At 35.7% G+C, this 24,641-nt stretch carries 21 protein-coding genes and 1 riboswitch; of the genes, 6 read left to right on the plus strand and 15 right to left on the minus strand.

The window, feature by feature from the left end:
* Positions 1-45 precede the first annotated feature (45 nt).
* Positions 46-687: a prolyl oligopeptidase family serine peptidase gene (locus AM499_RS10980; protein WP_231687440.1), complete on the minus strand. Its 642-nt coding sequence runs from the start codon at positions 685-687 to the stop codon at positions 46-48.
* 132 nt (positions 688-819) lie between these two features.
* On the opposite strand from AM499_RS10980, the gene AM499_RS10985 reads away from it, so the two are divergent.
* The 3 genes from AM499_RS10985 to AM499_RS10995 all read left to right on the plus strand — a co-directional run bounded on the left by AM499_RS10985 (position 820) and on the right by AM499_RS10995 (position 3,146).
* The gene (locus AM499_RS10985) at positions 820-1,632 is read left to right on the plus strand and encodes a Cof-type HAD-IIB family hydrolase (protein ID WP_053590256.1); all 813 of its coding nucleotides are present in this window, start codon (positions 820-822) and stop codon (positions 1,630-1,632) included.
* Between the two features lie 16 nt (positions 1,633-1,648).
* On the plus strand, positions 1,649-2,500 hold the full coding sequence (locus AM499_RS10990) for a DegV family protein (RefSeq protein ID WP_053590257.1): 852 nt from the start codon (positions 1,649-1,651) through the stop codon (positions 2,498-2,500).
* Between the two features lie 133 nt (positions 2,501-2,633).
* Positions 2,634-3,146, plus strand: coding sequence for a DUF3231 family protein (locus AM499_RS10995; protein ID WP_053590258.1), 513 nt, complete (start codon positions 2,634-2,636; stop codon positions 3,144-3,146).
* Positions 3,147-3,201: 55 nt separating this feature from the next.
* Here the strand turns inward: AM499_RS10995 and AM499_RS11000 are convergent, their stop codons facing one another.
* The 9 genes from AM499_RS11000 to AM499_RS11040 form a co-directional block, all read right to left on the minus strand.
* The gene (locus AM499_RS11000) at positions 3,202-4,638 is read right to left on the minus strand and encodes an alpha-amylase family glycosyl hydrolase (RefSeq protein ID WP_082355244.1); all 1,437 of its coding nucleotides are present in this window, start codon (positions 4,636-4,638) and stop codon (positions 3,202-3,204) included.
* A 417-nt stretch (positions 4,639-5,055) separates the two neighbouring features.
* The gene (locus tag AM499_RS11005) at positions 5,056-5,241 is read right to left on the minus strand and encodes a hypothetical protein (RefSeq protein WP_053590259.1); all 186 of its coding nucleotides are present in this window, start codon (positions 5,239-5,241) and stop codon (positions 5,056-5,058) included.
* 42 nt (positions 5,242-5,283) lie between these two features.
* Complete coding sequence (locus tag AM499_RS11010) at positions 5,284-5,646, minus strand: DUF1516 family protein (protein ID WP_053590260.1); 363 nt, start codon at positions 5,644-5,646, stop codon at positions 5,284-5,286.
* Positions 5,647-5,700: 54 nt separating this feature from the next.
* Positions 5,701-6,597: a fumarylacetoacetate hydrolase family protein gene (locus AM499_RS11015; protein ID WP_053590261.1), complete on the minus strand. Its 897-nt coding sequence runs from the start codon at positions 6,595-6,597 to the stop codon at positions 5,701-5,703.
* A 46-nt stretch (positions 6,598-6,643) separates the two neighbouring features.
* Entirely contained in the window at positions 6,644-7,840 is a 1,197-nt protein-coding gene (locus AM499_RS11020) for a DUF418 domain-containing protein (RefSeq protein ID WP_053590262.1), read from the minus strand.
* Between the two features lie 11 nt (positions 7,841-7,851).
* Positions 7,852-11,553: a helicase-exonuclease AddAB subunit AddA gene (gene addA, locus AM499_RS11025; protein WP_053592169.1), complete on the minus strand. Its 3,702-nt coding sequence runs from the start codon at positions 11,551-11,553 to the stop codon at positions 7,852-7,854.
* Position 11,554: 1 nt separating this feature from the next.
* The gene (addB, locus tag AM499_RS11030) at positions 11,555-15,049 is read right to left on the minus strand and encodes a helicase-exonuclease AddAB subunit AddB (protein ID WP_053590263.1); all 3,495 of its coding nucleotides are present in this window, start codon (positions 15,047-15,049) and stop codon (positions 11,555-11,557) included.
* Positions 15,050-15,414: 365 nt separating this feature from the next.
* On the minus strand, positions 15,415-15,966 hold the full coding sequence (gene lepB / locus AM499_RS11035) for a signal peptidase I (RefSeq protein ID WP_231687441.1): 552 nt from the start codon (positions 15,964-15,966) through the stop codon (positions 15,415-15,417).
* Positions 15,959-16,600 carry a TVP38/TMEM64 family protein gene (locus tag AM499_RS11040; protein WP_053590264.1) on the minus strand — a complete coding sequence of 214 codons (642 nt, stop codon included), beginning with the start codon at positions 16,598-16,600 and terminating at the stop codon, positions 15,959-15,961. The genes lepB and AM499_RS11040 overlap by 8 nt, the downstream gene beginning before the upstream one ends.
* Before the next feature lie 114 nt (positions 16,601-16,714).
* On the opposite strand from AM499_RS11040, the gene AM499_RS11045 reads away from it, so the two are divergent.
* From AM499_RS11045 to AM499_RS11055, 3 genes are all read left to right on the plus strand, one after another.
* On the plus strand, positions 16,715-17,443 hold the full coding sequence (locus tag AM499_RS11045) for an AzlC family ABC transporter permease (RefSeq protein WP_053590265.1): 729 nt from the start codon (positions 16,715-16,717) through the stop codon (positions 17,441-17,443).
* A gap of 4 nt (positions 17,444-17,447) precedes the next feature.
* Positions 17,448-17,756, plus strand: a complete 309-nt coding sequence (locus tag AM499_RS11050; protein WP_053590266.1) for an AzlD domain-containing protein — start codon at positions 17,448-17,450, stop codon at positions 17,754-17,756.
* A 70-nt stretch (positions 17,757-17,826) separates the two neighbouring features.
* Positions 17,827-17,934: riboswitch (SAM riboswitch) on the plus strand.
* Between the two features lie 109 nt (positions 17,935-18,043).
* Entirely contained in the window at positions 18,044-19,279 is a 1,236-nt protein-coding gene (locus AM499_RS11055) for a M20 family metallopeptidase (protein WP_053590267.1), read from the plus strand.
* Positions 19,280-19,485: 206 nt separating this feature from the next.
* Here AM499_RS11055 and AM499_RS11060 read toward each other — a convergent pair whose 3' ends face one another.
* The 5 genes from AM499_RS11060 to AM499_RS11080 all read right to left on the minus strand — a co-directional run bounded on the left by AM499_RS11060 (position 19,486) and on the right by AM499_RS11080 (position 24,612).
* Positions 19,486-19,743 carry a CsbA family protein gene (locus AM499_RS11060; protein WP_053590268.1) on the minus strand — a complete coding sequence of 86 codons (258 nt, stop codon included), beginning with the start codon at positions 19,741-19,743 and terminating at the stop codon, positions 19,486-19,488.
* Positions 19,744-19,752: 9 nt separating this feature from the next.
* Complete coding sequence (locus AM499_RS11065; RefSeq protein ID WP_231687442.1) at positions 19,753-20,925, minus strand: PDZ domain-containing protein; 1,173 nt, start codon at positions 20,923-20,925, stop codon at positions 19,753-19,755.
* Positions 20,926-21,000: 75 nt separating this feature from the next.
* Positions 21,001-22,428, minus strand: a complete 1,428-nt coding sequence (locus AM499_RS11070; protein WP_053590269.1) for a S41 family peptidase — start codon at positions 22,426-22,428, stop codon at positions 21,001-21,003.
* 71 nt (positions 22,429-22,499) lie between these two features.
* Positions 22,500-23,078, minus strand: coding sequence for a peroxiredoxin family protein (locus tag AM499_RS11075; protein WP_053590270.1), 579 nt, complete (start codon positions 23,076-23,078; stop codon positions 22,500-22,502).
* Positions 23,079-23,304: 226 nt separating this feature from the next.
* Positions 23,305-24,612, minus strand: a complete 1,308-nt coding sequence (locus tag AM499_RS11080) for a murein hydrolase activator EnvC family protein (protein WP_053590271.1) — start codon at positions 24,610-24,612, stop codon at positions 23,305-23,307.
* Positions 24,613-24,641 lie beyond the last annotated feature (29 nt).

The raw sequence follows: 24,641 nt of genomic DNA on the forward strand, positions 1-24,641 counted from the left end.
GCATGCCCGGCTGATTTATCTTTTATAAATACTAAATTTTCATTTTTAAGATTCAATAAAATATGCAGTCGGTTCAAAAGGAACAACCTGGTCTTTTACTCCGTGCCAAAAGAATAGGGGTTTATTTTCTAGATTCTTCATATGTATAGAAGCATCGAAAGTAGATAATGTTTGGAACATATTATCTTTTTCTTCCGAATTCAAAGGAATTTTAAATCCTTTTTGTTCGAATTGTTCGATTTGAGCCTTTGCTAATTGAACATATCCAGGTGTACCCATCATTATTGCTGCAGCATCAATCCATGGATAAGCTGTTAAGCATCCAAGTGTTGTAATTCCTCCCATGGACGTGCCAGCAACCCCTATTTTTTGTTCGTTCCCATAGCCTCTATTATTTAATTCCTGTTTTAATTTTCCTACTTCTTCTATAGAAGTCAAAACAGTTTCCCAGAAGCGGAGACTTATTTCTACTTGATCTAAATTTTCATCTCTTTCGCCATGTAAATGTGCATCTGGCAATATCACTCGACAACCTGCATTTACTAGTTGGTAAGCATAATGTAAATTATGTTCCTTTGCACTTTCAAAACCATGTAAAAAGATTATAATTGGAGAATTAATCTTCGTCTGTTCGTTATATATATGAAGTAGAGGTATATTTCCCCAAGTTTCCGATTGTACAATCATTTAAGAACCGCCTCCCCTATTTAATATTATATTAACAAAGTAAATTGGAATTTACAAAAGAGCCGTTATTTCATTTTGACGTTTATTCATGAAAAGGATACACTTTACAATAGAAGGAAAGGAGAATTTTATATGCAACGTCACTTAATTGTGTTGGATCTAGATGGCACTTTACTAACAGATGAAAAAATAATATCAGATAAAACTAAAAAAACGATTTTACAAGCAAAAAACGAAGGTCATGAAGTAATGATTGCTACAGGTAGACCATATAGATCAAGTGAAATGTACTATAAAGAACTAGGATTAAATACTCCAATCGTTAATTTCAATGGTGCATTTGTTCATCATCCGATGGACACTTCTTGGAATACTGTACATAAACCAATTGATTTGAATGTTGTAAAAGAAGTAGTAGAGGCAGTTCAAAACTATTCGATAAAAAATATGCTGGCCGAAGTTCTAGACGATGTATACTTACATCATCATGATGAAAAAATGATATCTGCGTTCGCTCTTGGTAATCCACATATTACAACGGGGGATTTACGTACCTTTTTAAAAACTGATCCTACAAGTTTACTGATTCACGCTGAAGATGATTCTGTCGACTTAGTACGTAAACATCTACAAGATGTACACGCAGAGGTAATCGATCAGCGTCGATGGGGTGCACCTTGGGACGTTATTGAAATTATTCGTAACGGTTTAAACAAGGCTGTTGGATTAAAACATGTTTCTGAGTATTTAAATATTTCTAAAGAAAATATCATCGCATTTGGGGATGAGGACAATGATCTGGAAATGATTGAATATGCAGGGGTTGGTGTTGCGATGGGAAATGCTATATCCCCACTTCAGAATATTGCAAATGAAATTACATTAACGAATAATGAAGATGGTATCGCAGAATTTTTAAAAGATAGATTAAAATTAAATATCTAAAATTAGGGGGATGGAAATGAGATTATTTGCTGATAGTGCAAGTGACTTGCCAAAATCTTTTTATGAGCTACATAATGTTGTATTAGCACCGCTTAGAGTGCATATTGATGATCAAGAATATGAAGATGTGATTGGTATTGATTCGAATGAGGTGTATGCAGCAATTCGCGCTGGGAAACAGCCAAAAACCTCACAAGCCTCACCTGAACTTTTTCTAAGACTATTTGAAGAACTTGCAAAATCGGGTGAAGAAGGATTATACATTGCGTTCTCTTCAGAGTTATCTGGAACATATAGTACAGCAGTGATGATGCGTGAGCAGTTGTTAGAAACATATCCGGAGTTAAAATTAACTATAATTGACTCAAAATGTGCATCTCTCGGTTATGGACTGCTAGTAAAAGAAGCGGTGCGATTGAGAGATGAGGGCTTAGACCTATCATTGGTAGAAGAAAAAATTAGGTTTACAGCTAAACATATGGAGCATCTCTTTACAGTAGAAGACTTAGATTATATGGCTCGAGGCGGAAGAGTTTCCAAAGCAAGTGCTTTTATTGGTGGACTTCTTAATATTAAACCTCTTCTTCATGTGGAGGATGGTAAACTTGTACCAATTGAAAAAATTCGCGGACGTAAAAAAGTTATTAAGCGAATGATCGAAGTAATGGGTGAACGTGGTGAGACATTAGCTGCACAAACTATTGCAATTAGTCACTCAGATGACGAAGCAACAGCACTTGAACTAAAACAGTTAATAGAAGAACAGTTCCATCCAAAAAGTATTGAAATTCATCGCATTGGTTCTACTATTGGAGCTCATGTTGGTCCCGGTACATTGGCCTTATTCTTTTTAAACAAACTTTCATAATAATTATTTTGACGAGATTCTAATTCATGTAGAATCTCGTCTTTTTCTTTCTTTCGAATAGTTTTGCTGATTCTTCACATAATAAATAAACGTGAAGAAATTCATGAATCTTTTTTCAATAAGGAGAGGAAAAATGGGTATTTTAAGTGGTAATCCTAAAGATGAACCATTACATTACGGTGAGGTATTCGGAATTTGGACAAATCTTGCCACCAACAACGGGTTGATAGCAGCCTACCAAACATTTTATAATCATACCGGTGATGATGACCTAAAAAAGTTAGTAGAAGAAGCTATTCAGGGTATGGAAGAGGAAAACAAGCAATTAGATAGAATACTAAAAGTAAATGCAATTGGTCTTCCCCCTGCTCCCCCTGCTCGCCCAGTTGCACGATTGGAAGACATTCCTGTAGGAGCTAGATTCAATGATCCGGAAATAAGTGCTGCATTAGCTAAGGATGTTGCTGCTGGATTAGTTGCTTGTAGTCAGGCGATGGGAATGTCAATTAGAGAAGATATAGGAATGATGTATGGACAATTCCATGCAAATAAAGCTCAATTTGGAGCTAAAGTACTTAGACTAAACAAAAGTAAAGGTTGGTTAGTTCCACCTCCATTACATGTAAACTTCCCAGAAAACAATTAAAGTAGTGAAATATAAAAGAAGTAGACATCATTAAATCTAGTCTACTTCTTTTTTTTTATTTGCTATCCAATTTACGTTGTTTTCCTTTTTTCCATACAATAACTAAAAACGCGATAAATAATAAATAGGCAATTGCCATAGCTATTATATAAGAAGTGTTTAAACCTTTACGGTCTGTTACTTGGTATAATTCCACAATTTCACGATCCAGCACTAATCGATAATCCCCATTCTTAGCAGGACGAACTAAATCTTTCTCGAAGATACCTCGTAGCTCTACATTTTCTCCAACGACATCACTTGATAAATCAATTCGTTGAGTACTACTTGTATTGTTAACAACTACTATAAATGTTTCTTCATCTGAATATCGCTTAAATACTAAATAACCATCCTCATTTTTTAGTAGTTCTGTTTTTCCTGTCCGAAGTGTTTCTGACTTGTTCCGAATAGAGTTTATATCTTTGAAATACTCCATTATATCTTCATCCACGCGGAAATTCATAATTTGATGACTTTCTTGTTCAGTTTGACCGTTCATAGCGATTTCAGTACCATAGCTCATATATGGAACTCCAGGCATTGTAAGAATTGCCCCAATTGCTGTTTTAATACGAGTTGGCGGAAACATATTTTCAAGGGCACTATAATAAGTGAACCGTTCAGTGTTTAAGTGATCAATCATTAACAAATCGTTATACTCCGTAGAAGCAATTCCTTCTGACGGCATATCCGTATTTTTAAAAGCGTCTCTAAAGTTTATAAGCAAATCTTCCGAGTACTTCGTATCAAAATTTGCATCTGATTCTTCCAATGAAATAGCATAGATCGAACGATCAACTTCCTTTATTGCTGAAATCATATCGTTTATAAAAGAAGTCGGAGCACCATCTAATTGAGAAAACTTCACCCCATCAATATTATATTGTTGCGTAAAGTCTACAATCGTATCAATTAATGCCTTCTGAACTTCTGTATTGTTCAAGTCTACTTGCATAACGCCATCTTCTGCTTTTAGAATCCAATCCTTTTTAGCAGGGTCTGCATTCCAAATATGATTCTCACTGAAATTGTTTAAAGGAAATTCAATCATAATTTTAATTTCTTTTTTATGTGCTGACTTTATTAATTGTTGAAATTCCTCTTGGGTACCAAATCTTTGCTCAAGCTCATTGAAATCTAGTACACGCTTACCATCATATCTTTCCGTCGCAAAAACTGGACCAATTGAAATAATGGTAAAACCCATATCTTTAATATGGTCCATTTTTTCCATTACACCTAGAAAGTCTCCACCTGCAAAAGCATTTGAATCTTTTGGATTCACATTTAAATCATTTGTTGAAGTTTTATTAAAATAGCGATCCACATAAAGATCATAAATACTTTCATTATGTATAGAATTTGTTTCTTCAGCATGTATATTTTGAGATGTTGTTACCATTAAACCAAACATTATTATTCCGGTAACAAGCAACTTTTTAACATTCAAGTAAAGTCCTCCTCTGTTTAGAAAAGCAGTAGACACCTTAAGCAGCAACTAGCATTCAAGATTTATTATTGCAATTTCTCACCAATGCTGTATTTAGCTCATTTGTATCTGAAGCTTGATGATTAAAATATATCAACGTTATTTTATCAAAGCTAAGTTTTAATCGCTATTGTTTATACGTATAAGTCCAAAATTTAAACAATAATTCGTCCAAACTGTGTCTTAAAATAGCAATAATTACTCTACTCTATCAAATTATGCTGTGGCATTTAAGGAAGAAATGATTCAGTAACCTAAATTCTGTTACGCTTATTATTCCTCCGCTTTTCACAAATGTACAAGGGACGTGACTACGTCACGTCCCTCTCATTAAGTAATCTAGATAATTACCACTAATAGCCACTACCAATATGTCATCTACTCTTTATTAACTAAATGAATAATACTTTCGTGAGTGTGATCTAATTCACTCCCTACTTTATCACCCATTTTTTGTTGTTTCGAGATAAAATAGGAAGCGATAACGAATAAAAGCATAAGTAGTATGACAAATAATAGTAAGGATATACCTAGCATTTTTCCGCCCACTTCCTTCTCTTTCATTACATGAAAAGGAGCTTCCTATATATGAAAGCTCCTTCTTTTTTATGCTAGAAAGTTTATGCCCATTGGTAATTTAAATCCTAGGAAAAGCGCGATGAAGAAAAATACAAAGACCAAGACAAGAAACGTTGTGTAAGGTTTTTCTTTTTTCTTTTTCGCTAATGTCATTTCCATCATTCCAATGACAAGTAACCCTGCTATAAATTTTAGTCCATACAGCATTCCTTGACCATAGTCCATACCTTTCATAAATAGCGCAATACCAGTTAATAAAATTAATAAATAATCTAAACGCAAAATCATTTGAACCACTTTTGGATTAGCTACTGCTAATGCAACGAAGAACAAGATTAGTGCTAGTACCCATGTTGTAATGTGTAAGTGTGTTGATGCTAAGAAATCCATTATTTCACCTCGACAATTTATTTACATTTCTATCTTACCATTTTTGCCGATTTTTTACTCGAATTTGTTTACTAGAGTTCCAATTCCTTCGATAGAAATTTTCACAATATCGTCTGATTTTAAAAATTTAGGAGGATTATAACCATTGCCAACCCCTGAAGGAGTTCCTGTTAAAATAATATCCCCTGGCTCTAGGGTAACTGTTTTAGAGATGTCAGAAATAATTTGTTCCACTGAATATACCATATCCGAGGTTTTTCCATTTTGACGAATTTCATCATTTACTTTCGTTACAACCGTTAGCTCTTGCGGATTTGGAATTTCATCTTTTGTTACAACATATGGTCCAATCGGGCATGAGCCTTCCAAACTTTTCCCCAAGAAATATTGTTGATGATTTTTTTGAATATCTCGTGCTGTAAGATCGTTGGCAATTGTATAACCAAATATATAATCAAATGCAAGCTTAGTCGGAATATCTTTTCCTTTTTTCCCAATGACAATAGCTAGCTCACCTTCGTAATCATAAGAGGAAGTTTTATCAGCATGTACAGAAAGAGTTTGTTCATCAGCAGCAATTGCCGTTGGCGCTTTAGTGAAAACAACAAACGTATTTGCTTCTCCACCCATTTCTTTTGCATGATCCGCATAGTTTTTACCAACTGCCATAATATTTTTTGGTGTCCGTGGAATAGGAGATAACCACTCGATTTCTGTAAATTGGCGTTTAAAGCCGTCTGGATTTTCACTTTGCATAGCTGCTTCTACTAGCTTTCTAATTTGTTCCATAAAATCTATCCCAAGACTAACACCTTCGACAATTGTCTTAGGGAAACTTGGTAACACTTGAAGGGTCTCTTGAATACTTAGTACATCCCAAACTGCTTCTTCTTTTTTTACTTTTGGTCCGAAGTAAATTTTATCATTTAATCGGTATGATAATAGTTTCATTATGTTGACACTCCTTCAAATAGTTTTGAATCATATTCCTAGTCTATTACAAATTTACTTTGTTTTCATCTTTTTGTGACAAATTATTTGGATAAGTCAGTTTTCTCCATAATGCTTCCACTGGACCTTGCTTATATTTCATAAACCATAGTTCGGCAAATACAAGCTGTAAGAGATATATGCCAATAGCCATCCAAGTACCTGTTTGAATGTCAATTCTTCCATATAAACCAAACCCATAAGAATAAAATATAGTTGTTGCAATGATCGATTGCATTAAATAGATGGTCATTGACATTCTACCTGCTTTGGCAAAAGGTGAGAATAACCTTTGCATTACGGGAATTGTGCATAAAAGTGCAAGAATCCCACCATATGCAATTGCTTGCAATGGTCCGCCAAATATATCTTGTACAGACATAGTAAACAGATTTGCCTCTTTCATAAAAGGTATCCATTTAATAACAGTACCACCTATCAGTGTTATAAGGATGGTCACAATCCAAAATACTTTCAATTCACGTGCACGTTCAATTAATTTTAGTTTTGCAGCGGCTGCCCCGATTAACAAAAACGGTACAATCGTAAAAAACATAACTAAAATGATTAATCCATATTGTGTCATATATAACCAATCTGCTAAACGTTGATCAAAAATTTCCAACCAAGAGCCTTGTGAGAACGCTTCTATAGAGGATTCAATTTCTTGAATTCCTGTAAAAATAATAAGACTATCCGAATCGAATTTTCCCATCCAATATAACAAACCATTTAATAAGCCATTCGGAATTATGAACAATACTGCACTGATGATAATTAACCAAATAGGCTTTAATCGAATTACCAATAAAAGGACAAATCCTGCAAGTGCGTAGGTGATTAATATATCCCCTGACCAAATAAGGAATGCGTGAATACATCCGATTAAAAGTAGCACAGACAGCCTACGAGCTGCTAACTTTGCAAAGGAAGTTCCACGTTCCTGTGATTTCATAAACTGCATGGATAGTCCGTAACCAAATAACATAGCAAATAACGGATACACACTGCCTTGCACAAAAATATCAATCCATTTATACGTTTCATAATCTCCAGGTAGATGAAACCAAGTATAAGGATTAATGTAGATATATGGAGAATGAAAGAACAACATATTTACAATGAAAATACCAAGTAGCGCAAACCCTCTCATTACATCAATCGAAATTACTCGTTCTTTCACTTCTGTTGGACGAATCAACAATTTTTTTCCCCCTATAAATTAACTGTTTTGTTTATATCAAATAAATAAAGTATTTTTTCCTTTATCTCTATTTTCATGATTGCTTCTATTGCTTGTGCATATAAAGATAATTGGATATTGTAACGATTTTTCATTTCTTCAAGTAAGTTAGTATCATTAGATACTAAGTGCTGGACACGATCTGTCTTATAATCTAATAACACCCAGCGTCCGTCTTCTTCTTGAAAGAGACAGTCTACAACCCCTTGAATAATTTGACTATCGCCATCCTCATCTTTTAATGCATAAGTAAAAGGAAACTCGCGCATAATTTCTTTCGCATGTATTAATCTATTTGCTATTTCTGAGTGAAAGAATGGAACCATTTTCTTTGGATTGATGGCAGCTTGCTCAGCTCTTGTAAGAATTTCTCTTTGACCAAGTGTCTCCACAAATTCTTGTATTTGTTCTGCACTTTTTACATTGGTTAAATCTACATTTTGCATAAATGCGTGCACAGCTGTTCCTACTTCTGCTCCCGTCAATTTTTCTTCTTTTTGAAGGAAAAATGGTCTTTTTGCAACTCGATTCGTTTTGCCAAGTGTATTACCCATTTGGAAGTAATCCTCCTCTTCTCTTTCTTCTAACAGTTGTATCTTTTTAATTTCACTAACTGTTTGTTTAGAACGCTTATGTGTAGAAAGTTCAAAAGGATAAGCAGTTTCAAAACGATGCTGAATTGTCGGCAATATAGATGATATGTCTTTGTTCAAAAGTGTATCCAACGACACTTTTTCGGATGCTTCTACTTCTGAGCGAATCTTTAACTCATCTATACATTTTGTGACAAAGTTCCACTTTGAGTCACTTTCAACTATATTTACTTCATTTATGTCAGCAATTTGTTTATAGTCCGCATGCCTTGCTACAGCAGGACCTATCCAGTCTAAATAACTTTTTGCCTTAGCCCGTATATACCCCGGTAGCATTTCTCCAGGTAAAATCGATTGAGCATCCTCCCATTTTGTTAGGGTCTTAGCCAAATCTTTTATAGTAGCAATTAGGAATAAATGCTCTTTAGCTCGAGTCATTGCTACATACAATACACGCATCTCTTCAGCTTTTAACTCCATTTGCTTCTTTTCTTTCATCGCCAAGAATGGTAATGAAGTAAAGGAAATACGTTTGTCAGGATCAATTGCTTTTACAGCGAGACCAAACGATTGATCAAATAAATAATTCTCATTAAAGTCCATCTGGTTAAAGGGTCTTCCCATTCCTCCTAAAAAGACAATTGGAAATTCTAATCCTTTTGAAGAATGAATCGTCATCATTCGAACGACATTCTCCTTTTCACTAATAGCTCGAGCTGCTCCTAAGTCATCTCCACGCTTCCTCATTCGATCGATAAAACGTAAAAATCGAAAGAGACCTCTAAATGAAGTCTTTTCATAATCCACTGCACGATCATGAAGGACACGCAAATTCGCTTGCCGCTGCTTTCCATTTGGCATGGAGCCAACAATTTCATAGTAATTGGTATCTAAATAAATGCGCCATATCAAGTCTGCTAGCGATCCTCTTCTACTTAAGTTTCTCCAATCTTCAAACTGGAGTAAAAATCGTTGTAGTTTCTCTTCTGTTTCAATAGAAATACCATCTTTCCCTGTTGACACAAAGACCTTTAGAGCTTCATAAAAAGGTTCTTTTGGAGCAGCCAACCGAATTAAAGCAAGCTCTGTCTCCGTTAATCCTACAAATGGAGAGCGAAGTACGGATGCTAGTGAAATATCTTGGTATGGATTATCAATCGTTCGAAGTGTATGTAACATTATCAGCACTTCTATTGCTTCAAAATAACCTTTGGAAAGCTCAGCATATAACGGAATTCCCGCTTCTTTGAATTGATCTGTTACTTCCTGTGACCATGTCATAGAACGCATTAAAATAACAATATCACTATATTGTACGGGACGATTTTTTTTCTTCCAAGGATCAAAAACAGTTGCACCAGAATCCATTAAATCATTAATTTTAGAGATAATATAACGTGCTTCAGCTTGCGATTTCTTTAAATCTTCTTCGGCAATCGCTACTTCGTCTTCTCCATCCTCCTCATCAACTTCCGCGCTTCCATCTTCTACTTCATACAGAAGAGCAAGTTCAACTGCAGCTTCTGCTTCATCATAAGGAGCCTGTGGTTTTAAAGAAGCTGAGTCATCATAATTGATCTCCCCAACACTTTCCCCCATAACTTGCTGGAAAATATAATTCGTTGCATGGAGTACTTCTTTTCTACTTCGGAAATTTGCATTTAAATCTATTTTTACTCCAGAATTAAGAGGAAGTGAATCAAAAGCTAAATATTTCCCTAAAAACAGCATTGGCTCTGCTAATCGGAAGCGGTAGATGGATTGTTTCACATCACCAACCATGAACATATTTCCCGTTTGCTCATTACCGCTTTTTACTAACTGTAAGATTGTTTCTTGAAGTCTATTTGTATCTTGATATTCATCTACCAATACTTCTTTAAAACGGGATTGATACTCTTTTGCAATTGCAGATGGCCCAATCTCCCCATTTTCTTGACGTTCGCTTAATATTTCTAAAGCATAATGCTCTAAATCGGAAAAATCGACAAGTCCTTTGTCATCTTTAGCTGCAGTGTAACGTTCTCCGTATGTGATTGCCAACTCAACGAGCGTTTTTAATTGAGGAGCCATCAATCTCATTTCATCTAATAAACGTTCAGGTGTTCTAGCGAAGTAATCTTCTTTTAAATCATTTACAATTTTCTTCACTTTATTTCGTTTTTCAGCGGCTTGTTTTTTTAATGCTTCGTCACAAGAATCTTTTCTGATAGTTGCAGCTTTTCCCCAGGAAATGTTTTGAAAATAGTAGTACACATCTTTCCATGAGCCAATTTTCATTAATGATATCGCTTCATTTATCATTCCTTGATCATTCATCGCTGTTTCAGCAAGAGGAGCAGGTCCATTTGGCAAATTCGCTAGTTTACGAATTTCTTCCGTTACAGCAATAGCCGATTCTAATTGATGAACAATGGAGAGCTTCAAAGGTTCAATAAAGGATAACTCATCTATCGTAATCAACTCATCTAATGTATATGCTTTTGGTATTTCTTGTAACCATTTTTTTGGTTCTGGATGTACTCTCGCATAGGTATATAACTTCTCAATCATTAATTCAATGGACTGGTCATCTCGGTCAGATGTAAAGCTATCTGATAATCGATACATGGCTTCTGGATTGTCTACATGATATGCCTCTTCCAATACTTCCGCTAGAATGTCATCACGCATTAAGGCTGCTTCTGTTTCGTTAGCAATGCGAAAACCTGGATCAATATCTAGCATATAGGAATATTGACGTACTATATTTAAACAGAACGAATGAAGCGTTGAAATTTGGGCTTTATTTAATAGGCTAAGTTGTTTGCGCAAATGAGTCGATGATGGGTCTTCTGCAATAGCTTTTTCTAAAGCTTCTCCCATTCGATGACGCATTTCCGCAGCTGAAGCATTTGTAAAAGTCACAACAAGTAATTCGTCCACATTAATCGGGTTTTCTTTTGCAATCACTTTTTGAATAAGTCGGTCAATCAACACAGCTGTTTTCCCTGAACCTGCGGCAGCAGAGACAAGCACATCAGAACCACTAGCCCAAATAGCCTTCCATTGCTCTGGTGTCCATGTTAATTCTGCTGGCATATTAGGAATGTTCACTAGTCCCCATCTCCTCTCTAATTTTTTCAGCCACCACGTCAGGTTGCTCTACTTTAAGCAATCGTACTGGTTGTTCTGGATCTTGTGGGTCAAATTGACAAACACTCTGATACGAACAATATTGGCATGGCATTTTATCCTTGAGACGGTATGGATATACACGTGTATCCCCTGCATTCATACCATTTCCAGCCTGTTCATGTTTTTTACGCACAAATGATTGAAGTAGTTTCATATTTTCGGTATCTACTACTTTTGATGAGGATTTGGATAAGTTCCCATCTTTATTTATTCGAACTGGAATAACCTTTGAAAAGCCATCCATTTGCTCATCCATTTCCATAATGACTTCTGAATCGTCTATTAATAAGCCATTCATTTTATAAGATTTATAAATTGCTTCTTCCAACTCAGCTTCTGCCATCTCTTTTTTAGATTGAATAAAAGGATTATGAAGATGTACATATAGCACTCCAGCAGGCTCAGCATCCTCTTGTAACCAACTTGGTGCATTCGCGATTGCAACATCTAAATAGGTTAACATCTGCAGTGATAAACCATGATACACTTCGTTCAAATCAATCCCTTTTTTAGAAGACTTATAATCGACAATTCGCACAAACATATTCCCATTTATGTTTGCTGCATCCACTCGGTCAATTCTGCCTCGTAATTGCATTTTTCGTCTATTTTTTAGTGGTATTCCTAATGCGGGCAATGCTTCTCCAGGACCGAATCCTGCTTCAACAGCTATAGGAACGAAGCTAGAAACATTTGAGTGTTTACTTAATGCAATAAGTGTAGAAGCTACGATTTGCTCTAATTTTCGTTGAATATATCGATATCGATTTGTACTTAACAAAAGCTGATGGACAAATACCGGTACGATGTGATCTACCGCTTGTTTAGCAAGCTTCATACATTGCGCTTTTGATAAATCTCCCCACATAATATTTAAACGGTTTGTTTCATCTGATATCCATTTTAATGCCGCATGAAACAAATCACCCATTGCCGGCGGCTCCAAATGATATTCAGCCCGCTCCTCTAACTTCAATCCATATGATGCATAATGGGCAAATGGACAGCTGTAATATTTTTCTACTCTTGAAACGCTCGAAATAATTGTTTCTCCATAAAGAGCAGATGTCATATCCTGTGAAAGTCTTTCGGTTTTATTCCCATGTATCATAGGCCGTGTTATTCGTTTCATTAGTTTAGACCAATACGGATCATCCATATAATAGCTATACACTGCTTGCCAAACTTCCGATAACTTGCCTGTATTCAGTGCTTCACGCAACTGCATGACAACATACGGTAACGTAGTACGTGGATGACTGATGGTTGATAGATCAACAACAGCATTCGTTGAATCACTTGAATCCATAACTGCTAACTCTACCTCAAGATTATCAATCATTTGCTGAAGCTTCTTAATATACATGGAAGGAAGCAATGCCTTTCCTTCGCTATCTGCTATTGGATACGATACAAATAAATAGTTGGATGCTCCAGTAAAAGCTTTGTAGACTAAGTAATTTTCATCTAGCAAGCGCATTTTAGAACTTGGTGCAAGTTCAAATCCGATATGATTAAACCACTCCCGATCCATATCGGAAAGTAGTCCTTCATGATCCATACGTTTTGGATAGATCCCATCGTTTACACCGATAACAAAGGTAGCCTTCATATTCACAACTCGTCCTATGTCAACACTTGCAACGACTACTTGATCTAAGGTAGGAGGTATCCTTGAAAAGGCTAATTGATCAAAGCCTTCATCTAATATTTTGGAGGCCTCCTCCAGTGACATCTCTTTTTCTCCGAACATTAAAACGAATTGGTCTAACACATCCACCCATTCATTCCACGCCTGCTCATGTTCTGTAGCAAGCAATAATTGACCTTCTTCCTCTTCTGCCTGCTTTAATACTTGTAATTTATCGTAAACTTGTAATGTCTCCATAAAAGTATATAAAGCTGTAGCAATATCGATGCCGGTATTACTAACTGTCAATTGTTCAGAAAGAACCTTCAAAGGATTAACCACTATATCTCTCACAGCATGAATATCTGCTTGAGTACTTAATTCTTCATCTGTTTGTACTTTTGAATAAAATTCAAGACCTCGATACTTTTTATAAATCCAGCGTTTTTCATCAAACCATCTATCTCCGTATATTCCAAAAGATAATACGAAATTCTCTAATCGATCTGCTCGCTCTCTCCATTCCCTTTTGGAAGCATTTAAAGGGAAAAATAAATCAGTTTTAATCGCTCTAAACATAGACTCATATTTCCAATCCGAGCGAATTATCTCCAAGGCAGATCTACTAAGTTCAATAAGCGGATGGTGTAGCATTGGTTTCTTACGACTAATAAAAACCGGAATATCATATTGAGCAAAAATAGTTTCTATTAGTCCCTCATAAGTTTCCGAATCTCTATGTAAAATTGCCATCTCTTTATATCGAACATCATTTTGCTGCATGAGAACACGAATATTCCTCGCAATGGCATGAACCTCTGCTCGTCGATTTGCAGCTTCTATTACATGAAGATTTCCTTCTGTCCCTATTACTTGTGGTGGAAGCTGGTCAAAATTTGCTTCTAAATGGGCTAATTCTATCGATTCAAAACGTTTTTGTTCTGTTTGGTGCTCTGTCGGTTCAATTTCTACATTTTCTTTGTATGCGATATCTAACAACTTTTGACAAGTATTAGCCGGTTGGAAAAACAAAGATTGCTCATCAAGAGCATCAGCTAGTGACTCCATTGGTAAAGCAATCGTAAGACGTTTTGTTTTTTTCATCAGCTCTTGGATTATTTCTAGTTCCCTAGGAGTAAACGAAGTGAATCCATCAATATAAATTTCGGAGGTTGCGAGAAGCGAAGAATCTTTAATTTTTTGCGCTAGCAACATCAAGTATCCTTCTCCGTCAATATAGCTCGTGCCTAACTTTTGCTCCATAAGTTCAAGCAACATGACTAGGTCTGATGATTTATCAATCAATGTTTGAGGTGCTTGTACATTTTCTAAATCATTTAACAAGTTAGACATTGTGTCATAATTTAAACAATAACGGTTGAATTCCTTTAAAAGCACCTCAATTTGATCGGTAAATCCTCTTTTTGTAGCTGCACGGTTAAACAACTTAAATTGTTCTTTATTTTCCTCTAGTAAACTGCGAATTAGCATACGATAACCAAATCCGCTAATTTCCTCTTTTGCGATTCCACCAGTTTCTTGTAGTACTCGCCAAGCTAATCGTTTAAAAGTCGTTACTTGTGCACGTATTAACCCTGGAAGTCCTGAATCAGCTGCAAGTGAATATTCACTAGAAAAAGACATTTGGTCCGGCACTATATAAAATAATGGTTCTCCGATAGAATCCTTTTGTAATATATCAATGATTTCTTGTTGCATAAACTTTGTTTTACCCGAACCAGTTCGTCCAGTTACAATTCGTAAAGACATAAGTGCACCTTCTTTCTTTAAATAAGGCTATAGTTGTTAATGATTTATGATGTGCTAAATAGAATGTGTTTCAAAATCTTATAGTGCAGAGACACGGATGTACGCTTGCCGCACGCTACGCATGAGCCTCCGCAGGATGAGTTGCTCCTTCGTAGCTCCCACATCCCTTACGGGGTCTCCTTCTTCGCGCTCCTGCGGCTTGTAAGGCGTACATCCTGGAAATACTCTTTCAGAGGCAATCTAAGTTAACCGTTGATTCGCTTTTCATCTACAGTGGAGGGTAACATAGAAACTTCCCCTCAGAAAATTAAAAAACCGAATAATCTCTTACTACTATTGTACAAAACATACAGTAGAGTGTGAAATTATTCGGAGTCAAAATTTAAAGTTGCTCTGGAAAACGGCCAATATCTTATTTTTACTTCTCCAATGACTTCTTCTTGATCTATAAATTGGAAATAACGACTATCTAAACTGGATATTCGATTATCTCCTAACACAAATAACTTGTTTGGAGGAACTTTATTACTTCCAGTCAACTCTTCTAAATCGAAGTCTTCGGTAAAATTTTCTTCCGGATTCTGATATGCAGGATAAGACGCAAGAAATTTTTCTTCTACTTTTTTATTATTTACATACAATTTATCATTTTCATACTTGATAATATCACCTGGTAAACCAATGACACGTTTTACATAGTCTTCTTTTTGGTCGCTATGAAAGATCACAATATCCATGCGGTCTATATCAGAAAGCTTACTCACAAATACTTTATCTTTGTCATGAAGTGTAGGCATCATTGATTCCCCGACTACTTCATAGTTCGTTAAAATGAAAGAACGAACAATAAATACTACTAAAATTCCAATGAAAATGGCCACTAACCATTCCAGCAATTCTTTTTGTGTATTACTCAAATCTTTTCTCCTTTGTATTTCGTCTTTCATCGCGAATTGATCTAAAATCTGCATCTACTTTCTTATCAATTTTTTTCTCCACAGCTTTTCCAACAAACCATAGTATAACCATTATTCCAATCATTATTGCTGTTCTTAAGGGTTGTGTAATGAGTGCTTTAATATCGGAACCAATAAAGCTTACCACTAATATCATAATTAGTTTCCCTAAGACAACTGTCCATAAATACGTATTTTTTTTCATATTAGATAGACCCGCTACTATATTCACAAGTGCGGAGGGTGTAAATGGAAAACAAATAAGTAAAAATAATGGTCCAAAACCGTTTCTCTCTACCCATAATATTAATTTTTGAATCTTTTCATGCCTTGTAATAAAACCTAAAACTCTAGCTCGTCCATATTTTCTAATAACTAAAAATACGGTATAAGCACCTGCAACCGAACCTGCCCAAGATAATAAAAACCCAAACAACATTCCGTAAGCAGTCACATTTGCCACGATAAAAACTACTAAAGGTAGAAACGGCAAAAATGCTTCAAGAAAAGGTAGTAATAGCCCAAATAGTGGTCCAAGTGCTCGGTAATCTTGTGTTAAATTAGATAAAGTTTCGAATGATAACCAACTTGGCATGGTAACTCTCCTCTTCTATGTATATTTATACTCTTCCCAATTTTCAACTATATAAAACTTTATAGATATAGTATAATTTGTTCACTATCATAATTGAAGGTGGTGAAATTCGACATGAATAATAATTCATTCGTAAAGGGTTTAAAAGCCGGTACGAGTATTGCTATCGGCTATTTTCCAGTTGCATTAACATTTGGTTTATTGGCAAAAACCACTGGACTTTCCATTATTGAAGCAACAGCAATGAGTATTTTTGTTTACGCCGGCGCTGCTCAGTATATGTCACTGACGCTTATAGCAAAAGGTGTTGATCCTATTTTAATCGTTCTAAATACATTTGTCGTGAACATTCGACACTTTTTAATGACGGCTGCACTCAATGAAAAGATGCATAGTGAAAAAAGATGGGTCAAAGGAATATATGCATTTGGGATTACAGATGAATCTTTTTCCGTATTAGCAACTCAAAAAGATGAAAAAATACATACTTCTTTTGCATTTGGTGTTGCGCTTATCGCATATGGTAGTTGGGTTGTATTTACAGCGGTTGGACATGTTATAGGTGCCAATCTACCAGCATTTTTACAAGCGGCCATGTCGATTGCTCTATATGCAATGTTCGTTGGTCTTCTAGTACCCTCTATGCGAGGAAACCGCAAAGTAGTCATGCTGGCCCTCATTGCAGCTATTATAAACGGATTTTTTTACTGGACAGAATTATTATCGACAGGATGGGCTATTTTAGTCGCTACCCTAGCATCCTCTATTTTAGTCGAAATTATATATGCCAATCATCAAAAGAGGACTAGACTACGAGGAAAAAACTTAGCGAAAGGAGCATAATGGAATGGAAGCATGGTATTGGTGGATGCTATTAGGAATGGCTATTGTTACCTATATTCCGCGAGCATTTCCCTTAACTTTTTTAGAAGGCAAAGAATTACCTCCTGTTGTTTCAGGAGTATTACGTAATATTCCATTTGCAGTATTAGGAGCATTAATTTTCCCAGCTATTTTATATGTTCAAGAAGGTAATCTATTATTTGGAATTATTGGAGCCATTGTGGCATTCGCACTTGCATTTATTTTTTCAAATGTAATGGTTGTAGTATTAGGAACAATTGGTGTTTTAGCTGTATATAGTCTTATCTTTTAAATACTACTTGACTACTAGGAATAAATTACTTAATATTGGAATTAGTTCTTATAATACATAGAATATCACTTTCTTATCGAGAGAAACTGAGGGACAGGCCCAACGACGTTTCGGCAGCAGATTCAAAATGAAAACTGTGCCAATTCCTGCAAGCAATTTATTGCTTGAAAGATGAGAAGAGAAGGTTTTTCGATCATACGAAGAGCTCTCTTTTTCTTATCATACAAGATAAGATTAGGAGAGTTCTTTTTTGTTATGAATAATAAATGTAAAAGGAGCAGATATAAGTGAGTTTCCTAGTAGAAAAAAGAGACTATCTCCATAAATTAATAGAAGACAACAAGAATGTATATATTCAAATAAGTCATCAAATACATGAAAACCCTGAGATTGGAAACGAAGAATTTTTTGCTAGTTCTACGCTAATTGATTTATTAGAAAGTGCAAATTTTCAAGTCGAAAAAGGAATAGCAGGGCATGAAACGTCTTTCTATGCGATTAAGGATAGCGGTATCGAGGGACCTACTGTTGCTTTTTTAGCAGAATACGACGCTTTACCTTCAATTGGACATGCCGACGGACATAACATTATTGGTACGGCAAGTGTGGCTGCTAGCATCTCTCTAGCTGAAATGCTGAACGAAACCGGTGGAAGAATAATCGTCCTTGGTACTCCCGCAGAAGAAGGTGGATCAAAAGGAAGTTCAAAAGGAAACTTTGTAAGGCTTGGTTATCTAGAAGATGTAGATGTGGCTTTAATAATTAGCCCTTCAAGCAAAACTACTTTAAGTTGCGAAACACTTGCTCTGGAATCATTAGATTTTCATTTTATTGGACAAGCTACTCACCCAACAGCAGCTTCTAATAAAACAATAAATGCATTGGAAGCTGTCGTTCATTTTTTCAACGGAATCCATGCGCTTCGTTCACAATTACCATCTGATGTTAGCATACATGGAATTATTACGCATGGAGGTGACTCACCGAACATTATCCCTTACTTTGCATCTGCTCGTATTAATGTCAGCGCAAAGAATTGGAAAAAAACAGAGGAAATCTCCGAAAAAGTTCGATTCCTTGCTAACGGAGCAACACTTGTAACAGGAACTTCTGTAAAAATCGAACGTTTTCAAAATGAGGTGCAAGATTTTGTAGTAAATTCAGTGTTAGATGAGGTTATTCATTCGGAATTTGAAGCTATTGGAGAAGTCATATACACAGAAAGTAAACATTACAATGACTCTACGGATGCTGGAAATATTAGCTACGTAGTACCAACTGCAAGACCATCCATTAAAATTGGACCAGATGATTTAGTCGCCCATACAATAGAATTCCGTGAAGCTGCCAAATCTAAAGCTGCGGATGAAGCACTAATCAAGGGAGCTAAAGTCTTAGCTACAACCGGTTATCGAATATTAACAGATGCAAAACTACTTCATCAAATCAGAAAAGAATTTAATGCATCCTTAGCTCGTAAAGCAAAAGCAGATGGTATGGGCGTTTGCGATTTGAAAGATTAATATTGTAATTTATATTCTTTATCTTTCGGATTATGAAGTGTGTTTCGACAACATAAAGATTAGTCGGATATGCGTTTGCTATACAATACGCATAAGCTTCCGCTGGATGAGTTGCTCTTTTCACTACGGCAGCCTGAAAACACCAGATGAAAATAAAACAATTCAATGAAAGACAATACATTCCAAAAGAAAAAATCCACCTCTTCTTAAGAGGTGGATTTTTTCTTTTTGTCTCGACTTTTCATATGTGTTGCGTACCAAAAACCTAAAGTCAACGATGCTGCATCAATAATATAAATCCACCATCTATGCGTGTAACCAGCATAGACAGATGCGGCAAATAGAGCAACGGTCAATAATAATGCCACATAATGATTAAAGGTAACACGTGTAAATAGAATAACGAGCAATGCTGGAGTAAAAATGGCTAATGTAACTTGAGTTGATATTGATAAAGTTTCCATAGTTATCTCCTATCTTACTAATATTAAGCCTAGACGATAGTGATCATGTCTAAACAAAATATGTTGGCGTAAACGAAGTTCTCCGCTAATATCTAGTACTTCTAAGCGACAATGTGCAGCATTTATTTGAACTGCTTCATAAAACTCTTGTTCATTTGTTACTTTTTGTCCGTTTACTTTGACAATTTTCTCACCGATTAATAGACCCATTTTCTCTGCTGGTGAGTCAGCAAGGACTCCGGCTATCATAACACCGTCGGATTGCGGTGAGATAGCAAACGTTCCTGCCATTTCTTTTTTATAAGCTATGTAAGAAATGACTAATCTTGCGGTGGCTCCAAGAATTAATGCAAGTCCACTTACTAATGGCATAAAATAACCAACTGCCGCTACTACAACCACGATAATTCCTAATTGCCAAACTTTTTTCCCAAGGCTAGGGAAAAATTCTACAGCTAGTGTTTTTCTGCTCTTTTGCTGGAATCCTATAACAAAGGGAAATAAAATCAATGAGAATGTCAATTCTCCAAGTGTAAATTGCGGCCAATATGGAATATAGGAAGAAATCGCATCACCTGGAATGACTAACAAAATAGGTAGTATCCACAACCGTTTTGTAACATATTCAATTGCTTCAATTCCTCTTGGTGTTTTTACTAGTTTAGGAGAAGCATTTTGTGCTCCGTGTTTTTGTATAAGAATTCCTTCTATGATTAATAGTAACCCTGCTATGACTGCGATGGTCACGATAGATTTTTGTAAAAAATCCATACCAGTTAAATTCCACGGAAGAATATTAAATGACCAATCATACAGATTCATAATATATAACGTAACAGCTCCTAATGACATTGCATAAATTGCAGAACCAAGCTGGTACATAAATAATAAAACAAACAAGATCATCCATGTGCTATAAACAAATAACCAAGAAGTAGGTACGACTAGCCCTAACCCTACACTGATAATGGAAAGAATAATTGCCCAAACATAACCATCAAATAAATGCTTGGCTTCTGTCCACCCCCATAGAATTCTAGTACGGAAATGCTTTCTCTCTCTCTTTACCCGAAAATAACCAATTAATATGGAGAAAAGAAGCGTAATATAAATTGCTGGGTGAAGGAAAAAACGTCCAATTCCTTTTGCCAATTCGATAATAATTTCTTCCACGATACGCATCCCCCTCTATTACAATACTCGTTCTATTATTGTAACAAACGAGGAGGCCTTTGCGTATAGGATTTTGGAATAATCTTATTTTTTCATTTCATGAACCAAATAACTGATACCCATTTGTAGCTGCTTATCATTTTCTTTTCTAGTTTTGTATTCCATCAGTGTTTTAGTAAGAGACTGGAACAGTGCATCATCTATATCGGAACTAGGCTCTAAGCTTCTCTCTTGTCGATACTTTTCTACTCCATCCATCGTATCTTCATCAAAATAACCATCTTTGCGTCCAATATTATATCCTAAAGCTCCTAGTACATTTTGAACATACTTTATTTCCTCTCCAAAATCTCCAACTCGGAATTCTCCGTGAGGATATTTAATATCCATTGTATATAGTTCCTCTGGCTCAACCTCCAAATCAGCTTGAATTCCTTTATGGTGAATCCATTCTTGTTTTGGTGTTAACCATTTATGAGTAGATATTTTTAATTTACCACCATTCGATAATGGATGAGATTCTTGTACAGTTCCCTTCCCGTAGCTTGTTTCACCAACAATCATCGCACGATTATTATCTTTTAAAGCACCCGCTAATACTTCACTAGCAGAGGCACTACCACCATTTTGCAATAAAACAGCTGGTATTTTATTTAGATAAGGCTTTTCCTTATTTTCTGTATTCAACATTTCTAAAACTCCATTTGCATCTTGCATATAAGCGAATGTTTTTCCATTTTCGAGTAGGGTACTGACAATGGAAGACACACTATATAAATATCCGCCTGGGTTTCCTCTTACATCAATCAGAAGACCATCTATTCCCCGATCAACTAAAGCCTTTGTTTGTTTAGCCCATTCTTCTCCAGTTTTCTCTCCAAAAATAGAGATTGTCACAATACCAATTGAAAAATCCTCGACTTCATAAACTTCACTAGATACGGTGTGCATAGCAATTACTTCTCGCTTCATATGTAACTCTACATGGCGTTCTTCACTTGAACGATAAACAGTCATCTTAAGACTAGTTCCTTTTTCGCCACTTAACAATTTCACAAGTTCAGCCATGGACTTACCATCCAGTCTTTCCCCATTCACTCTAACAATCTCATCCTGTGGCTTTAAACCAGCCCTATAAGCAGGAGAATCTTTAAGCGGGGAAACAACTACAAATTTTCCACCTGATAGTGTTATTTCTACTCCTATTCCAACTCTCTCTTCTGCAAGTGAAGACTCTTGAGCTACCGCTTCTTCTTTAGTCAAATAACTACTATGAGGATCTTCTAATGCCTCTGCCATCCCTCGAATTGCACCTTCTACAAGTATATTTTCTTTTTTGGCGAATACGGCTTCTTTTCTAATTAATTGAAAAGCTTCATCGATGACTTGGTTGTTACTAATAGACGTAGTAGTTGTTGATTGATCTTTCGCTGGTTTTACCATCCAAAAATAAAAGATTCCTAGTAAGATAACAAACAAAATAACATATAAAAAAATCCGACTTTTGCGCAAGCTATACCTCCTACTTTTCCACTAATATATGTGAGAAAAGAAGAGTTTAATACTTGCCCAAAAATCGGAATTTATTTTAAATTACTTACTAAGTCTGTGAGCATTTGTTCGTCCATTGGACCAACAATTTTATTTTGGATTGTTCCAGTCGTATCAATCATATAAGTAGTAGGAATAGTAATAGCTTGATACGTTTCACCTACTATACCCTCTTCATCAAGAGGTATAGGAAAACTTAGAGCATAATCTTCTTGAAAAGCTTGCACTTTATCAAGTCCAGAATCTGAACTAGTCAAATTAACGGCCAAGATTTCTACATTTTCTTGTTCAGCCTTATCTTCGTAATAGTTTTGCATATGTGGCATTTCAGCTTTACAAGGTGGACACCAAGTAGCCCAAAAGTTTAATACTACCTTTTTCCCTTTATAATCGGACAATGTCACTTCTTTACCATCAAGTGTCGTAAGTGTAAAGTCTGGTGCAGCATCCCCTTTTCCGGTACCATCATTTGCCGGATTTGTTGCAAGATCAGAACCTAATTGCTCATTTGAAATTGCTTCAGTTCTATCCGTATTACTTTTTACAAAGGTAATCGTTGCAATAGCCACTAAACTCGCAATTATCAATAACCCAAATATCTTTTTTTTCACTTTTGTTCCTCCACTCAATTTGTTAGACGTACAAGAGTTTAAGAATTCTATCGCTCCTATTATACGCATAAATGAAGTCAAATACTAATTAATTGTTCAAATCGATTTTACCTATGGAGGAATAAGAAAAACTCGAATTCCATCTTCTAATACTGTTTTCAATCGTTTCCGGAGGTACTTTGGACAGATATTCAATCAAAATAAAAAAACGGCCGAAGCCGTTTTTTTATAAGGAAATATATCTAAGTGGGTTAACTGAGTTTGCTGTCATACCTTCCCAGTTTCCTATATGAATTTCAAAGTGTAAATGAGATCCAGTGGAGTTACCAGTATTACCCATTCCACCAATATGTTCGCCTTTTGATACAACTTGTCCAACACTTACGTTAATTTTACTCAAATGAGCATATAAAGAAGTGAATGTTTGGCCATCAATGGAATGTGTCACCATAATAACATTTCCGTATGTGCTAAGTGGTGATGCATAGGAAACTACTCCATCTGCAGCAGATACCACAGGTGTACCTACTGAGTTAGCAAAATCTACACCATAATGCATTTTACCTTTACCATAAATCGGATGAATACGATAACCGTATCCTGAAGTGAACGTTCCGTTCGCAGGTTTTGTCCATGCCCCAGAAGATACTTCTGGAATAGCTACGGAAGAACCACTTGATGATTGCTGACGTTTTCTTTCTTCAGCAGCTTTACGTTTCTTTTCTTCTGCAATCTTTCTAGCTCTTTCTGCTTGACGCTTTTGTTCTGCCACAATTTTATTTTGTAAATCTGCACTTATATTTAATACTTCTTCATATTCCGTTTCCATCACTTGTTTTTGTTCAAGTAATTTCGATTGTTCTGCCTCTAATTGGTCCACTAAAGTTCCTTTAGAAGCTTTTTGTTTATCAAGAGAAGCTTTTAAATTTACGAGCTTATTTTTACTTTCCTCTTGCTCTTCTAACTTTTTCTCTAAACTAGCTCTTTCTTCTTCTAATTGTTTTTTATCATCTGCTTGTTCTTTTAAAATAGTACGATCCGCTTCCATCAATGTATTTACAGCTGAAAAACGGTCGATGAAATCAACGAAGCTATTAGCACCAAGCAATACGTCTAAATAGCTTACAGAACCACCACTAACTTGTACTGCACGGATACGTTCTTTTAAAAGCTTGTCTCGTTCTTCAATTTTTCGTTCTAATTCTACAATAGAAGCCTTTAATTTTTCAATTTCATCTGTAGTAAGCTTAATCTCATTCAAAACATTAGAAATGTTCTTTTCAGTATCTAAAATTTCCGTGTCTAATGCCTGAATCTGAGCCATGATTTGGTCGATTTTAGACTCATTTTGATCTATTTTACCTTCTGTTTCTTTAATGTTTGAGTTAATAGATTCTTTCTTTTGCTCTATCTCTTTTTGTTGACTTTTTAAATCATTTAAAGAATTCGCTAGTGCACTCGGTCCTGTGAATAAAAGTGCTCCAGATGTTGCTATCGCTAATACTCGTAGCGTCCACTTAGACTGTTTTCTCAAAACTTCTTGCTCCCTTCAAGCTTCCTTCT

It is taken from the genome of Bacillus sp. FJAT-22090, assembly GCF_001278755.1.
GTDB lineage: Bacteria > Bacillota > Bacilli > Bacillales_A > Planococcaceae > Psychrobacillus.